Source organism: Hyphomicrobium sp. CS1BSMeth3, from assembly GCF_900117415.1.
Taxonomy (GTDB): domain Bacteria; phylum Pseudomonadota; class Alphaproteobacteria; order Rhizobiales; family Hyphomicrobiaceae.
Genome location: NZ_FPEI01000004.1, coordinates 398490 through 412205, shown reverse-complemented (window position 1 = coordinate 412205; position 13716 = coordinate 398490). Strand labels below are relative to the sequence as shown.

The 13716-nt window shown below is 64.2% G+C and carries 11 protein-coding genes; all 11 read left to right on the top strand.

What is annotated here, in order from left to right; all coding sequences use genetic code 11:
• Nucleotides 1-3: 3 nt before the first annotated feature.
• The 11 genes from CS1BSM3_RS06185 to CS1BSM3_RS06135 all read left to right on the top strand — a co-directional run bounded on the left by CS1BSM3_RS06185 (nucleotide 4) and on the right by CS1BSM3_RS06135 (nucleotide 13682).
• Entirely contained in the window at nucleotides 4-1422 is a 1419-nt protein-coding gene (locus tag CS1BSM3_RS06185) for an MmgE/PrpD family protein (protein WP_072386141.1), read from the top strand.
• 41 nt (nucleotides 1423-1463) lie between these two features.
• Nucleotides 1464-2480 carry an ABC transporter substrate-binding protein gene (locus CS1BSM3_RS06180; RefSeq protein WP_143149093.1) on the top strand — a complete coding sequence of 339 codons (1017 nt, stop codon included), beginning with the start codon at nucleotides 1464-1466 and terminating at the stop codon, nucleotides 2478-2480.
• A 59-nt stretch (nucleotides 2481-2539) separates the two neighbouring features.
• Complete coding sequence (locus CS1BSM3_RS06175; protein WP_174263633.1) at nucleotides 2540-3307, top strand: ABC transporter ATP-binding protein; 768 nt, start codon at nucleotides 2540-2542, stop codon at nucleotides 3305-3307.
• Nucleotides 3304-4119 (top strand): ABC transporter permease, encoded by an 816-nt coding sequence (locus CS1BSM3_RS06170; RefSeq protein WP_072386138.1) that lies wholly within the window; start codon nucleotides 3304-3306, stop codon nucleotides 4117-4119. The genes CS1BSM3_RS06175 and CS1BSM3_RS06170 overlap by 4 nt, the downstream gene beginning before the upstream one ends.
• Before the next feature lie 376 nt (nucleotides 4120-4495).
• Nucleotides 4496-6151 (top strand): SulP family inorganic anion transporter, encoded by a 1656-nt coding sequence (locus tag CS1BSM3_RS06165; RefSeq protein WP_072386137.1) that lies wholly within the window; start codon nucleotides 4496-4498, stop codon nucleotides 6149-6151.
• Nucleotides 6148-6768: a ParB-like protein gene (locus tag CS1BSM3_RS06160; RefSeq protein WP_072386136.1), complete on the top strand. Its 621-nt coding sequence runs from the start codon at nucleotides 6148-6150 to the stop codon at nucleotides 6766-6768. Before CS1BSM3_RS06165 ends, CS1BSM3_RS06160 begins: the two co-directional genes overlap by 4 nt.
• Nucleotides 6769-7040: 272 nt before the next feature.
• Nucleotides 7041-7865, top strand: a complete 825-nt coding sequence (locus tag CS1BSM3_RS06155; protein ID WP_143149091.1) for an LOG family protein — start codon at nucleotides 7041-7043, stop codon at nucleotides 7863-7865.
• 222 nt (nucleotides 7866-8087) lie between these two features.
• Nucleotides 8088-10187, top strand: coding sequence for a hydantoinase/oxoprolinase family protein (locus tag CS1BSM3_RS06150; protein WP_072386134.1), 2100 nt, complete (start codon nucleotides 8088-8090; stop codon nucleotides 10185-10187).
• The gene (locus CS1BSM3_RS06145) at nucleotides 10184-11932 is read left to right on the top strand and encodes a hydantoinase B/oxoprolinase family protein (RefSeq protein WP_072386133.1); all 1749 of its coding nucleotides are present in this window, start codon (nucleotides 10184-10186) and stop codon (nucleotides 11930-11932) included. Before CS1BSM3_RS06150 ends, CS1BSM3_RS06145 begins: the two co-directional genes overlap by 4 nt.
• Complete coding sequence (locus tag CS1BSM3_RS06140; RefSeq protein ID WP_072386132.1) at nucleotides 11922-12653, top strand: TetR/AcrR family transcriptional regulator; 732 nt, start codon at nucleotides 11922-11924, stop codon at nucleotides 12651-12653. Before CS1BSM3_RS06145 ends, CS1BSM3_RS06140 begins: the two co-directional genes overlap by 11 nt.
• 48 nt (nucleotides 12654-12701) lie before the next feature.
• Nucleotides 12702-13682 (top strand): ABC transporter substrate-binding protein, encoded by a 981-nt coding sequence (locus tag CS1BSM3_RS06135; protein WP_072386131.1) that lies wholly within the window; start codon nucleotides 12702-12704, stop codon nucleotides 13680-13682.
• The last annotated feature ends 34 nt before the right edge of the window (nucleotides 13683-13716 follow it).

The following is a 13716-nucleotide window of genomic DNA, read 5'->3' as shown; positions in this document are numbered from 1 at the left end:
ACGATGAGCGAGATCAAAACGGCTGCCACGCGCGAGGCGTCTTTTTCCGAGCGGTTGCTCGCACTATTCCTGGACTATCCGGCAGAGCGAATTCCGCAGTCGGCAGTCCGCGCCGTCCAGCTTTGCATGAAGGACACGATTGGTGTTGCGCTGGCTGGCGGAGCGTTCGGCGTCGGCACGTCCGGCCTGCGCGTCGCCGCAGAGGCCGGTGGCCCTGCCGAATCCACCGTGTGGGGCGGCGGCTTCAGTGCCAGCCGTGTCGACGCCGCGCTCGCCAACGGCATGCTGGCTCACGCACTCGACTTCGATGATACGCATCCCGCGGCGATCATGCATTCGAGCACGGTCAATATTCCGGTTGCCCTGGCCATCGGCGAGGCCATCAAGGCTCCCGCGAGCGAGATCCTCTCGGCTGCCATTCTCGGCTACGAGGTATCGGCCCGCCTTGGCCGTCTCGGCGCTGGTCCATTCCAGGATCACGGCTTCCAGTCAACGGCCGTGCTCGGCGTGTTCGCGTCGACTTTTATTGCTGCCCGCCTTCTCAAGGTGAATGCCTCCGTCGCGCGCAATGCGATGGGCATTGCCGGAAGCATGGCCTCTGGCCTCATGGAGTATCTCTCCGACGGCACTGACGTGAAGCAGATGCATCCTGGCTGGGCCGCACAGGCTGGCATTCGCGCGGTCCAACTCGCGCGCGCCGGATTGAGCGGCCCGGCAACAGTGCTCGAAGGAAGGTTCGGCGTCTTCAAGGCCTATGCGCGTCTCGACATAGATCCAGAGGCGGTCCTCTCCTTCGACGGTTCGCGCTTCGAGGTCGAGGAGATGGCACCTAAGCCGTATCCCGCATGTCTGTGCGTGCACCCCATGGTTCAGGGCACGATCAATCTGCGCGCGCGCGGCGTATTCGATCGCCTCGATATGGTGGAGGACATCCACTGCGAGGTGCCGCAGTGGTACGTCGACCTCGTTTTCGAGCCGTCGGTGCAGAAGGTCGCGGCCCGAAATGCCTATGAGGGGCGCTTCAGTGCGCAGTTCTGCGTCGCGCGCGCGGCCTTGGATGGCAAGCTCGGAGTCAAGAGCTTCCTCCCGGAGAACATCACCGATCCCGAGGTCGCCCGCATTGCAGGTAAGGTCAGTTATCGCGCGCGCCCCTTCGCCGAGTTTCCGGAAACATTTCCGGCGCTGGTGCGCGTCCGTCTGACAGACGGAAGCGTGCACGAAGCATCGGTGCCGCACAATCTTGGCTCGGCCAAACTCCCGATGGGAGAGGCGGGAGTAAACGCCAAGTTCCGTGACAACGTGATCTTCGCCATCAGCGAGTCGAGCGCTGATCGGCTCGATGCGGCGATCAAGAATATGCAGCCCGGAAAGCCGACCGATGGCCTCTGGAGCGCTCTGAAGGAAGCGAAGCTACGACGCTGACAGCGGGGACTATAACAAACAGAGTCATAAAAGGAGGAAACATGCGTAGGATAGTCAGGACCATTGGTCTGACCATGCAGGCTTTGGCGCTCAGCGCCGCGCTCGGCAGTGTGAGCGCGCAGCAGGTGACCATCGCCGAAGGCTACAGCGTCACCCCCGACCCATCCGTCACTGGCGACTACAAGTTCGCCCATGGCTTTGGCCTGATATACGCGCCGATGCCGATCACGCGTGTCCTTGGCGTCATGGAAAAGAAATTTCCGAATGCCAAGATCGAGTGGCAGAACATCTTCACCACGGCGCAGCAGCGTGATGCCATGCTCGCTGGTCGCCTCCACTTCGGGTCGTGCACTCCAGGGCCTTATCTCCAGTCGTGGGACAAAGGCGTCGACTGGAAGTGGGTCCAGGTCACCTCGGGATTCGACGGCTATCTCATGGTGCGGCCGGATGGCCCAAAGGACATCCTCGAATTCATCGGCACGAGCAAGAAGCTGTCGCCGGGCCCCAATACGGCCCAATACTTTGCCGCGCAGGAACTGCTGCACCGCGCCGGCAAGGACGTTAAGGCACTGGATCGCAACTTCGTGAACCTGCCGCATCCCGATGCCATGCAGGCACTCATTGCAGGGCAGCTCGATGGTCACTGGGCGACGGCGGACTTCGCAATGCGCCTCACCGATCAGGGCATGCGCCAGATCGCATCGTTCCGTAAGATTTTCAATGCCCTGTATGCGGTCGGAGCTTGCGCACTGACCAAGACCATCAACGAGCACGCTGCCATAACGCGCGGCTACGCCGAGGCGCTCCGCCAGACAGCGGCCTGGATGAAGGCCAATCCGCAGCTCGCTGCCGAGGCGATGAGCAAATCGGTCGACAACAAAGTGTCGAGTGCCGACTTCCTCAAGTACATGAAGTCGGACATCTACGATACGTACGTCGCCGATGCGGATCTGCAGGGTCAGGCGAAGTCCATGCTGGCGCTTGGCGTCATCAAGCGTAAACCCTCGGGGCCTGCTGACTTCTACGCTTTCCCGGATACGGCTGGCACGAAATGGTGATGGCAACCGCCGCGAACCGGGCGGCTCGCTTCGAACAACTGTCACCAGGCGAGCCCCTGGTGACGATCCGTGATGCCTCGATTGCTTACAGCACTCGCGGGCGTGCGGCCACGCTGGCGGTGGATAGCGTTTCGATCGATATCCGAAAGGGTGAGAAGTTCGTCATTCTCGGCCCTTCGGGCTGCGGAAAGTCCACCCTTCTCACGGCGATCGGGGGCTTCATCCCCCTGACCTCGGGGAGCATAAAGATCGATGGGGAGCCTGTGGGCTCTCCATCCATGGACCGCATCATGGTGTTCCAGGATTTTGGGCAGCTCCTACCCTGGCGCACGGTGCTCGGCAACGTGACGTGGGGCATTCGCCGCCGCTTCCCGAAGATGTCCCGCAGCGAGGCTCAAGCAAGGGCACGAGAGTGCATCGCGCTCGTTGGCCTCGATCGGCAGTCGCCGCAGTATCCGAACACGCTCTCGGGCGGACAGAAGCAGCGCTGCGCCCTTGCGCGCGCGTTTGCCGTGGCGCCAGCACTTCTTCTCATGGACGAGCCGTTCGGTGCGCTCGACGCGATCAATCGGGAGCGCATGCAGGCGGAGCTGAACCGCATGCTCATGGAAGGTGCGCGGGACATGACCGTGATCTTCGTCACTCATGACGTCAACGAGGCCGTTCATCTCGGCGATCGCATCATGGTGATGTCGCGAGGGCCGGGGCGCGTGCGCGCACTGATCGACAATCCGCATGTCGGCTCTCCACTCTTCCACACTGACGCGATGCCTCTTGCGGCTGAGCTGCGCGAGCTGCTCAAGGATACGGAGAATACTGTGTCATGAAAGCGCTCGCCGAAGGCCACAACGTATCTCCTGAGATCATCGAGAAGCTGCGCAAGCCCATCGTCGTTGCCGGGCTGTGCCTGGCTTGGGAGCTCGTCGTCCGCGGCATGCAGGTGAACCCTCTGCTGTTTCCCGCCTTCAGCGATGTCGTGATGCATCTGGCGGCCGGGCTAGGCTTGGGTGGCTCGGGCGAGCTTTGGGGCTATATCTGGGACACGCTGCGCGTTCTCCTGCAGGCGTACGCCATCAGTGTCGCCCTCGCGATCTTCATGACCGGCCTCGCGGTTGGAAACCGATGGGCGCGCGAAGTTCTGAGCGTGATGACCGGCATATTTCAACCCCTCCCGTCGATCGCGCTTCTGCCGATGGCCATCCTTTGGTTTGGCTTTTCGCAGGAGTCGCTGATCTTCGTCGTTGTCATGTCCATGCTTTGGCCCATCGCCTCCTCGCTGACCGTCGGCTTTGCAACGGTTTCTCCGACGCTCGTCCGGCTAGGTCAGAACTATGAGCTCAGCCGCATCAGCCTCGTTACGACCGTCCTGGTTCCATCCGCGCTGCCCATGATGATCGCGGGCCTGAAAGTCGGCTGGGGCTTTGGCTGGCGAACCATTGTGGCGGCGGAGCTGGTATTTGGCGCGACGGGCGGCGGCGGCGGTATTGGCTGGTTCATCAATAACAGTCGGCTTTTCATGAACGTGGCAGACGGATTTGCCGGCATCATGCTGGTCATCATCATCGGTCTCGCGACGGAAAGCCTTTTCATCGCGCTCCAGCGCCTCACGACTCAGCGATGGGGCACCGAGACGGCATAGTGGGCCACTGACGACAGCGAGGCTCGCTGGGGTATGAGGGTTCTCCTGAGGTCGGGCGCTGTTGTCCGCGAGGGGCATCATCGAGAATCACATTGCGCCCGATGGCTGAGAAACGGCCGACAGCTTTTGTCGGGAGCGGCCGCGCGGCGCGGCAAACGACCTACGGTTACGTGTAGGACGTCGGTCACGCCATTGTGTTGGCGTCATCTCACCCTGCTGCCGCTGGCCAAAGTTACAATGTCGGATACCCGGACCATCCGACCGAGCGGGCTGGATTGCAGCGCTGATCGGCAGGCGCGTCTCCGAGAATGCGAGTATGAGAGCAGATTGGCAGGTCACCTGGCGGCCGTCGCTGCGCGCTCGAAAAAGCTGAACGATGCTGTTCGATGGGCTGAAAGGGTGGACATTTCGGCAGGCCTGGCCCGACATTCTGGGCGGGGCGACGCTTGCCGCCATCACTGTTCCTGAGCAGATGGCGACGGCAAAGCTGGGCGGCTTCGCGCCGCAGGTCGGCTTCTATGCTTTTATCGGCGCCACGATCGGCCTCGCCGTCTTCGGACGCAGCCGCGTGCTGACCGGCGGGGCGGATTCGACCATCACGCCGATCTTCGCGCTGACGCTGGCCGGTCTCGCCACAGCCTATCAGGCCGATCCGGGCGGCAGCGCCGTCGTGCTCGCGGTTCTCGTCGGCATTCTGCTCCTTCTGGCCGGCCTGCTCCGGCTCGGCTTCGTCGCCAGCCTCCTGTCGACCCCTGTGGTCACCGGCTTTCTGGCGGGCATCGCGGTTCATATCGTCGCCTCGCAGCTCCCCGCGGTGCTGGGGGTGGACGTGACGCCGACCAACATTCCGGCCCGCTTGCTCGCCATCGTCGAGGCCCTTCCCAGCCTCAATCCCTATACGCTCCTCCTCGGTCTGGGCACGCTCGGAGCCATCCTCCTGGCTGAGCGGATCGATGGCCGCATTCCCGGCGCGCTGATCGGGGTCGCGGCAGCAACGGCCATCGCCTGGGCGTATGGTCCCGAACGCCTCGGCGTCGCCACCCTCGGAGCGGTTTCCAGCCTGCCGCTCTCGATCGCGCTTCCGCCCCTTGCGGTCCTGCCGCATCTCATTCCCCTGGCATTGCTGCTGGTCCTCGTCATCATGATGCAGGTCTCCGCCGTCGATCGCGGCTTCGCCAAGGACAGTGCGGCCGACACCAATGCCGATTTCATCGGCCTCGGCGCCGGCAATTTGGCTGCGGCGGTGCTGGGAGCCTTCCCGGTTAATGCCAGCCCGCCCCGCACGGCGGTCGCGATCGAGGCCGGCGTGACTTCGCAATTGGGGCCGCTCGTCGCCGCGGGGCTGGTCACCGCGTTGGTCCTGTGGGGCGGCGCGCTGCTGGGGGCGATTCCGGAGGCGGCGCTTGCCGGCGTACTGCTGTTTGTCGCCGCGCGCATCTTCCGTTTCCGCACCCTGGCCAACATCATGCGTCGCAGCCCGTCTGAAGCGCTGTTGTCCATGCTGACGGTGCTGGCCATCGTGGCTCTGCCCATCCAGTCCGGCATGGCCATCGGTATCGTCATGGCGCTGCTGCACGGCGTCTGGATGACGACCCATACCAGGCTCGTCGAGCTGGCGCGCCTGCCCGGCACCACCATCTGGTGGCCGATGGCGGCCGAGCGGCGGGCCGAGCATGTTCCGGGAGTTCTGGTCGTCGCCTTTCAGGCGCCCTTGCTGTTCTCCAATGCCGATACCTTCGAGCGGCAGATGCAATCCATGATCGCCGAGCGGCGGAGCGGGCTGAAGCTGGTCGTCCTCGAGGCCAGCGCTGTGGCCGATATCGACTATACTGCCGCCGACACGCTGCAGCGCGTCATCGCCGATTGCCAGGCAGAAAATGTCCGGTTTGTCGTCGCCCGCCTGCAGTCGGTGCGCGCGGCAAGCTCGCTCGAGCGGCAGGGCGTGCTGGCGCTACTCGGCGAGACCGGCCGTACTGACAGCGTCGAGGAGGCCGTCCGCGCCATGATCAGCCAGGGAGGAGTCCAGCCATGAGCGTCGCGCCCGCACCGCTACTCATGCCCATACAGGTAACCGATTTGCGTCCCACCCAGATCACGGTCGGCATGCGGGAGGTCGAGCGCAAGCGGGCGGAATGGCGCCAAGAGGATATACAGCGGGAGGCTTCCTTTCTCGGTCGCCATATGCTGCCTGTCGTGACCGGCCCCTCCGGCAGACCCTATCTCATCGACAACCATCACCTGGCACTCGCGCTCCATCTGGAAGGCGTCCCGCATGTCCTGACCCGCATGGTGGCCGATCTCCATCATCTGGAGAAGGACGCGTTCTGGGCGGCCATGGACAATCTGGGCTGGCTGCATCCTTTCGACGCGGACGGACGGCGCAGGACCTATAAGCATATCCCGAAATCCCTCGAGGGGCTGGCCGACGATCCGTTCCGCTCCCTGGCGGGGGAATTGCGCCGCACCGGCGGCTTCGCCAAGGTCGAGACGCCGTTCGTGGAATTCCTGTGGGCGGATTTCCTGCGCCGGCATATCGACGCTGCGCTCCTCGACAAGGATATGGAAAAGGCTCTCACCCAGGCGCAAATGGTGGCCCGCACGCTCGCGGCGCGCTACTTGCCGGGCTGGTGCGGTTCCTATGACGCCTGAAGGGGCAGAGGCTCACAGGTGACGCCCGGCGCAAGCTGGGGAATGGGCGACTTGGCGGGCGTGCTGCGCGTCCCGGCCGGAACGGCGGCTGCGAGTAGTCTCCGCGGGGAAAGCGGGCCGCCCCCGCCAACGGGTGCACGGAGAGAGGGCTCCAGGTATACAGTCCGCGAGATGACACGCGGCCTCTGATCTTGCGGTAGTTTCCGCGGAGCGTTGCGCGAGAAGATACAACCCGCGTGGATAATCCCGCGCCGGAAATGGATGAAACTCATATGAGCCAACCGACAACCCGGAACGGTTCGCGAAGCACGCTGCTGGCCGTCGAGGATACCGAATTCCTGCTGCGCGATGAGATGCGGGCCATCCGCTTTGCGCTCGAGTACGGGAAGGCCGAGCTTGCGCTGCGCGACTGGGGAATACGCTCGACCATCATCGTGTTTGGCGGAGCGCGCATCCCCTCGCCGGAGCAGGCCGTGGCTGCAGTCGAGACCGCGCGCACGGACGCCGAAAAGCAGGGGGCGGAAGGGCTGCGGCAGCGCGCCGAGTTCTATCGTATCGCGCGCGAGTTCGGCCGCATTGCTTCAGAGCGTGGCGGCGCTTTCGCGCCCAGGAACAGGTGGCGTGACAACGTCATCGCGACCGGCGGCGGACCCGGCATCATGGAGGCGGCCAATCGCGGTGCGGCGGATGTCGGTGCGCCGAGCATCGGCTTCAACATCACCCTGCCCCACGAGCAGGCGCCCAATGCCTACATCACGCCGGAGCTGAGCTTCCGCTTTCACTACTTCGCCATGCGCAAGATGCACTTGGCCATGCGCGCCAATGCGCTGGCGATCTTCCCCGGCGGCTTCGGCACCATGGACGAGCTGTTCGAGCTGTTGACCTTGCAGCAGACGCAGAAGGCGCCGCCCGCTCCGATCGTGCTGTTCGGCGAGAGCTACTGGCGCAAGATCATCAACTTCGAGGCTCTTGCGGAGGAAGGCATGATCTCGCCGGTGGACCTCAAACTATTCGAGTTCGCCGAGACGGCAGAAGAAGGATGGGCGTCTCTCGTCCGGCGTGGCGTGCGAGTGCACGGCAACGGGCCAATCGGCTGAGCCGACACCCTCGACGTCGCGGCTCTCCTGAAAGCCGCAGCCAGCTCCCGTCCCACGCAGCTTGCAGCTTGATGCCGCCGGAGTCGATCACAGCAAGCCGCCGCTTGGCACAAGGGATCAGCGCGCTGATCAAGGAAAAGGCCCCTTCCACCGATCCCACTTGACGTCGAGCAGAAAACGCGCGCTAACTAACTAACCAGTTGGTTACTTGCTCGAGGCCTCATGACCCGAGATCAGCCCGCGGTGCGCGTTGCTGTCGATGTCGGCGGTACTTTCACCGACATCGTCGTCATGACGGCCAACGGCATCCTGCACGAGAGCAAGGTATCGACCACGCCGGATGATCCGAGCCGCGGCGTCGTCGAGGGGCTCGCCTCGCTCCTCGCCGAGTTGGGGGCCGCGCCTGGCAGCGTTGCCGAAGTCCTGCACGGCACGACTGTCGGATCGAACACCATCCTGCAACGGACGGGCGCGCGGACCGGCCTGATCACGACGCGCGGCTTCCGTGATGTGCTGGAGATCGGGCGCATACGCATGCCCGACATGTTCGATCTCACCTGGGACAAGCCCAAGCCGCTCGTGCCGCGCCGCCATCGGCTCGAAGTGACGGAGCGCATTGCCGCCGACGGCACGGTGATCCATCCGCTGTCGGAGACCGATGTCACTGCTGCCGCAGAGCAGTTGATCGCCGACGGCATCGAAGCCATCGCGATCTGCTTCCTCAACAGCTATCGCAATGCCGCACACGAGAAGAAGGCCGAGGCGCTGATCAACGCGCGCTTCCCCGATCTGCCGGTTACGGCGTCCTACGCTGTGCTGCCGGAGATGAAGGAATACGAGCGCACCAGCACGACGGTCGTCAACGCCTATCTGCTGACGGCCATGCGCGGCTATCTGCGGAAGCTGGAAGGGCGGCTCGCGGAAGTTGGCATCGTGGCGCCGATTCTGGTTATGACGTCGAACGGCGGCATGCTCGCGGCGCGTGCGGCGCGCGACCTCCCCGTGATGGTTGTCGCTTCGGGCCCGGCAGGTGGTGTCATCGGCGCGGCAGGTTTGGGCAGGGCACGCGGCGATCGCGATGTGATCGTCTTCGACATGGGCGGAACGACAGCCAAGGCCGTGATCATCGAAGACGGTCGACCGAGCATGACGTCGGAGTACGAGTTCCGCGATGGCATGTCGACGTCCAGCCGGTTCATCAAGGCCGGCGGCTATATGCTGAAGGTGCCGGCGATCGACATCGCGGAGGTTGGTGCTGGGGGCGGCTCGCTCGCGGGCATCGATGCCGGTGGCCTGCTGAAGGTGGGGCCGGAGTCGGCCGGAGCTGCGCCGGGCCCTGCCTGTTACGGCCTCGGTAATACGCGGCCGACGGTGACGGATGCCAATGTGGTGCTGGGCATTCTCAATCCGAGCGCCCTTGCCGGCGGGAGACTAACCATCGATCGCGGTCTCGCGGAGCGCGCCATCAAAGAGCATGTCGCGACACCGCTGGGCCTCTCGGTGGAAGAGGCAGCCCATGGCATCCGTGCGGTCGCGAATGCGGCGATGGCGCGGGCGATCCGCGCCGTTACGGTCGAGCGCGGTCGAGATCCGCGGGATCTGACGCTCATGGCGTTCGGCGGCAATGGCGGCATTCATTCTGTCGATGTAGCCCGCCAGCTCGGCGTGCGCACGATCATCATACCGCCCCTCGCCGGCGTATTCAGCGCCGTCGGCATGCTGGCGGCCGACATCGAGCACACGGCGCTCGTCACCGTCATGCGTCTGCTCGATGATCTGAGCGCCCAGGACCTTTCCACCATCATGGCGCGTCTTAGTGCAGAGGTTGCCAGCCGGCTCGCGGCAGATGGCTACGGCGCGGATCGGACAGAGCTCGTCTGGCAGGCCGAGCTTCGCCATGAAGGGCAAGCGACGGAGCTGCCGGTGCCGTTCGACGCGGACGGCGACGTCCTTGCCCAGATCAGCGAGCGCTTCGTCGAGGAATACCTGAAGACCTACGGCTACCGGGACCAGACTCCGCTCGAGCTGGTCAAGGTCACGGTCACGGGACGGGGCTTGCGCGAGAGTCGCCTGGACTTCAAGGCCATGAAGATCGAGACGCGAACCGGCGCGGCGCGCGCCGGCTATCGCCTGGTGTCTTTCTCCCGCGGCGTGCCGGCTGTCGAGACGGCGATCGTATCGCGCGCCGCCATCGGCGCCGCCGAGCGATCGGGCCCTCTCATCATCGAAGAGTTCGATGCGACGATCGTCGTTCCGCCCGATGCGACCATCAGCCGGGACGGGATGGGCAATCTGGTCCTCAAGATCGAAGGCAGCGCATGAACGTCGATCCGATCACATTCGCGGTCATCAAGAGCGGGCTCGACTCGATCGCCGACGACATGGCGTACACCGTCGTGCGCATCGCAAGATCGGAGATCGTCAAGGACGTCATGGACTTTTCGGCAGCCTTGTGCGCTGCCGACGGGCAGATGGTGGCGCAGGCCAAGACCATCGCCCAGCATCTCGGCGCAATCCCCGAAGCCATGCAGGCCGTGCTGGATAAGTACGGCGACGATCTGCACGACGGCGACGTCGTCATCATGAACGATCCCTATCACGGCGGCATGCATCTGCCGGACGTGTTCATGTTCGTGCCGCTGTTCTTCGAGGGAAAGCGTCGGGCATTCGCCGTCGTCATCTGTCATCATACCGACGTTGGCGGCCGCGTCCCCGGCTCCAATGCCTCCGACTCGACCGAGATCTACCAGGAAGGCCTGCGCATCCCGCCGCTGAAGCTCTACGATCGCGGCAAGCTCAACGAGACACTCGAAGCCCTGATCAAGATCAACGTGCGGGTGCCGGACCGTGTCTGGGGAGACCTCTCGGCCCAATTCGCCGCTGCTCAGGTCGGCAAGCGTGGCCTGATCAAGCTTCTCCAGCGGTACGGCGCCGACGAGGTCGAAGCCTACATGCAGGAGCTGCTCGACTACGCAGAGCGGCTGACCAAAGCCGAGATCCGGCAGTGGCCGAAGGGTACGTACCGCTTTACCGACCATATCGACAACGACGGGTTCTCGGACAAGCCGATCCCGATCTGCGTTGCCATCACGGTTCGCGATGATGGCACGCTGCTGGTCGACTACACCGGCTCATCGCCGCAAGTGAAAGGAGCGCTGAACTCGACGCTGAGCTTCACGCACTCGCTCACCTACCTGAGCGTTCGTTGCGTGCTCGGCCGTGACGTCCCGAACAACGTCGGCGTATTTCGCTGCATCGACGTGAAGGCGCCGGAGGCATCCGTGCTGAACCCGGTGATGCCGGGGCCATGTGCGGCGCGGGCGCTCACGGGATATCGCGTGTTCGATACGATGCTCGGCGCGCTCGCACAGATCGTCCCGGACCGCGTCCCGGCCGCAGGCGAGGGCGGCAACAGCGTCATCTGCATCAGCGGGCTCAGGGCCAATCGCAAGCCTTTCATCATCGTCGACATGATCTGCGGCGCGTGGGGCGGCCGGCCCGACAAGGACGGCTTGGAAGCCGTCACCAATGCCTCGCAGAACCTCTCCAACATGCCGGTCGAGGTCATGGAGGCGGAGCATCCCGTCCGCGTGGAGGAGTACGCTTTCGTGCCCGATAGCTGCGGGGCCGGGCACTGGCGCGGCGGCATTGGCGTGCGGCGCGCCTATCGCATTCTCGCGCCGGAGGCGCTGCTGCAGATGCGCACGGATCGCGTGCTTTTCCGCCCCTATGGCCTCGCCGGCGGCGAAGCAGGCGGTCCTTCGCGCAACGCGATGGTGCGGAACGGCGAGACGCGCCCGCTGCCGGGCAAGATCACCATGAGCGTCGAGGAAGACACGGTGATCGTCCATGACCAGGCCGGCGGCGGCGGCTTCGGTGATCCCTTGACGCGCGATGCGGCTCTCGTTCTCGAAGACATTCACGACGGCAAGATCACGCCGTCCTACGCGCGCGAGCGGCACGGCATCGTGCTCGGCGCAAACGGTCTTGTCGATGAGGCCGGCAGCCAGAGCCTTCGGCGTGCGAAGACGGCCGCTGCTCGGACAGGAGCGGGCCATGGAGCATAGCCCGCGGCCACAGGGCGGCTCGCGTCACAAGCCGGTACGGAATTCGGAGGCGAGTCAGGCCAAGATCCTCGAGGCTGCGCGCGCGGAATTCGTCACACATGGGCTGACCGGCGCGCGCGTGGACCGCATCGCGGATCAGGCGGGCGTCAACAAGAACCTCATCTATCACTACTTCAAGAGCAAGGAAGAGCTCTACCTTCGGATCCTCGAAGGCATCTACAGCGATATGCGCGAGCACCAGCGCGATCTCGAGGTGCGCGATCTCCCGCCGATCGAGGGCATGCGCGCGCTCGTCGCCCACACCTTCGATCATTTCGTGGCGACGCCAGAGCTCATCCGCCTGATGAGCATCGAGAACATCCACTACGCGCACTATCTCAAGCAATCGAAGGTCGTGAAGTCGCTCTACATCCCGCTTCTGCAGACGCTCAAGACGCTCCTCGCGCGCGGCCAGCAGGAGGGATCGTTTCGCGCTAACGTCGATCCCGTGGATCTCTACCTGTCGATCTCGGCGCTCGCATACTTCCACCTTTCCAACAGATACACGCTGTCCTGGATCTTCAATCAGAAGCTCGACAGCCCCAAGAGGCTCGCCGAGCGGCGCGCGCATGTCGTCGAGATGGTCCTCGGCTACTTGCAGGGAGATAGCGCTGCCTTGGCGGGCTCGAAGCAGACAACACGAAGAAGCAGCCGTCCAAAGGATCGATCACGTTTGGAATAGGTGCCAATCACCCCGTCCTGTACCGCTTTGAACAAGGGAGATGTGACGATGAAACGACGCATGGTTCTGGCATTGGGGCTGGCGGGTGTCCTCGCTGCTTCGCTCTCTCTATCCGCTGCGGCGCAGGAGAAGCTGACAGTCAGGCTGGACTTCTCGCCGTGGGGCGTTCAGGCCGCCATGCACCTCGCCAAGGACAAGGGGTGGTTTGCCGCCGAAGGGCTCGATGTCGATATCCAGGATGGCCGCGGCTCGGGCAATACGATCCAGCTCGTGAATGCCGGCCAGGTCGACATCGGTCAGGTTCAGGTCGGACTGATCGGCGGTGCGCGCGCGCAGGGCGCCCAGATCAAGTCGTTCATGAACTTCCAGCGCAAAACCGATCTGTGCATTCTGGTCGACAGGGACGCGCCCGTCAGCAAGGTCGCGGACCTGAAAGGCAAGACCGTCGTCGTCTTCGCCGCGAGCCCATGGGCGCCGTTCATCGACCTCTATCTGAAGTCCGGCGGCATGGACCGCGAGCAGGTCAAGGTCGAGTTCGTCGATCCGGCAGCACTCTGGGGGACATATACGGCCAAGCGCGCCGATGGCCTGATGTCGACGGTCGGCTCGGCACTTCCGGTTGCGGAGAAGCCGCGGCCGTCGAAGTGTCTGCTGGCCTCCGATGCGGGCATCACGTTCCCGGCCTATGGCCTCGTCGCGCGTGATGATACGCTCACGTCGCGCGCCGCGGCCTTGAAGAAGCTGGTCAAGGTGCAGCAGCGCGCCTGGGAACATCTCGCCAAGAATCCTGACGACGGCGTGAAGGCGATCGTGGCTCAGCGCCCCGATGCCAAGCTCAATCCTGATGTGCTTCTGGGCCAGATCAAGCTGACCATCGAGTACTTCGAGACGCCGGCTACCGCGGGCAAGCCCATTGGATGGCAGGCGGAGGCCGATTGGGAGGCGGCGCTGAAATCCATGGAGCAGGCCGGCGTCGTCAAAGCCGGCTGGAAGGCCAGCGACTACTACACCAACAATCTGATGGACTAGTGTGGATGGACGCTCGGGCCAACGCTCAGTCCTA

What these genes read in the sequence shown, in the direction of transcription:
- CS1BSM3_RS06185 (WP_072386141.1), top strand. Translation starts at nt 4, where the DNA reads ATGAGCGAGATCAAAACGGCTGCCACGCGCGAGGCGTCTTTTTCCGAG.
- CS1BSM3_RS06180 (WP_143149093.1), top strand. Translation starts at nt 1,464, where the DNA reads ATGCGTAGGATAGTCAGGACCATTGGTCTGACCATGCAGGCTTTGGCG.
- CS1BSM3_RS06170 (WP_072386138.1), top strand. Translation starts at nt 3,304, where the DNA reads ATGAAAGCGCTCGCCGAAGGCCACAACGTATCTCCTGAGATCATCGAG.
- CS1BSM3_RS06165 (WP_072386137.1), top strand. Translation starts at nt 4,496, where the DNA reads ATGCTGTTCGATGGGCTGAAAGGGTGGACATTTCGGCAGGCCTGGCCC.
- CS1BSM3_RS06160 (WP_072386136.1), top strand. Translation starts at nt 6,148, where the DNA reads ATGAGCGTCGCGCCCGCACCGCTACTCATGCCCATACAGGTAACCGAT.
- CS1BSM3_RS06155 (WP_143149091.1), top strand. Translation starts at nt 7,041, where the DNA reads ATGAGCCAACCGACAACCCGGAACGGTTCGCGAAGCACGCTGCTGGCC.
- CS1BSM3_RS06150 (WP_072386134.1), top strand. Translation starts at nt 8,088, where the DNA reads ATGACCCGAGATCAGCCCGCGGTGCGCGTTGCTGTCGATGTCGGCGGT.
- CS1BSM3_RS06145 (WP_072386133.1), top strand. Translation starts at nt 10,184, where the DNA reads ATGAACGTCGATCCGATCACATTCGCGGTCATCAAGAGCGGGCTCGAC.
- CS1BSM3_RS06140 (WP_072386132.1), top strand. Translation starts at nt 11,922, where the DNA reads ATGGAGCATAGCCCGCGGCCACAGGGCGGCTCGCGTCACAAGCCGGTA.
- CS1BSM3_RS06135 (WP_072386131.1), top strand. Translation starts at nt 12,702, where the DNA reads ATGAAACGACGCATGGTTCTGGCATTGGGGCTGGCGGGTGTCCTCGCT.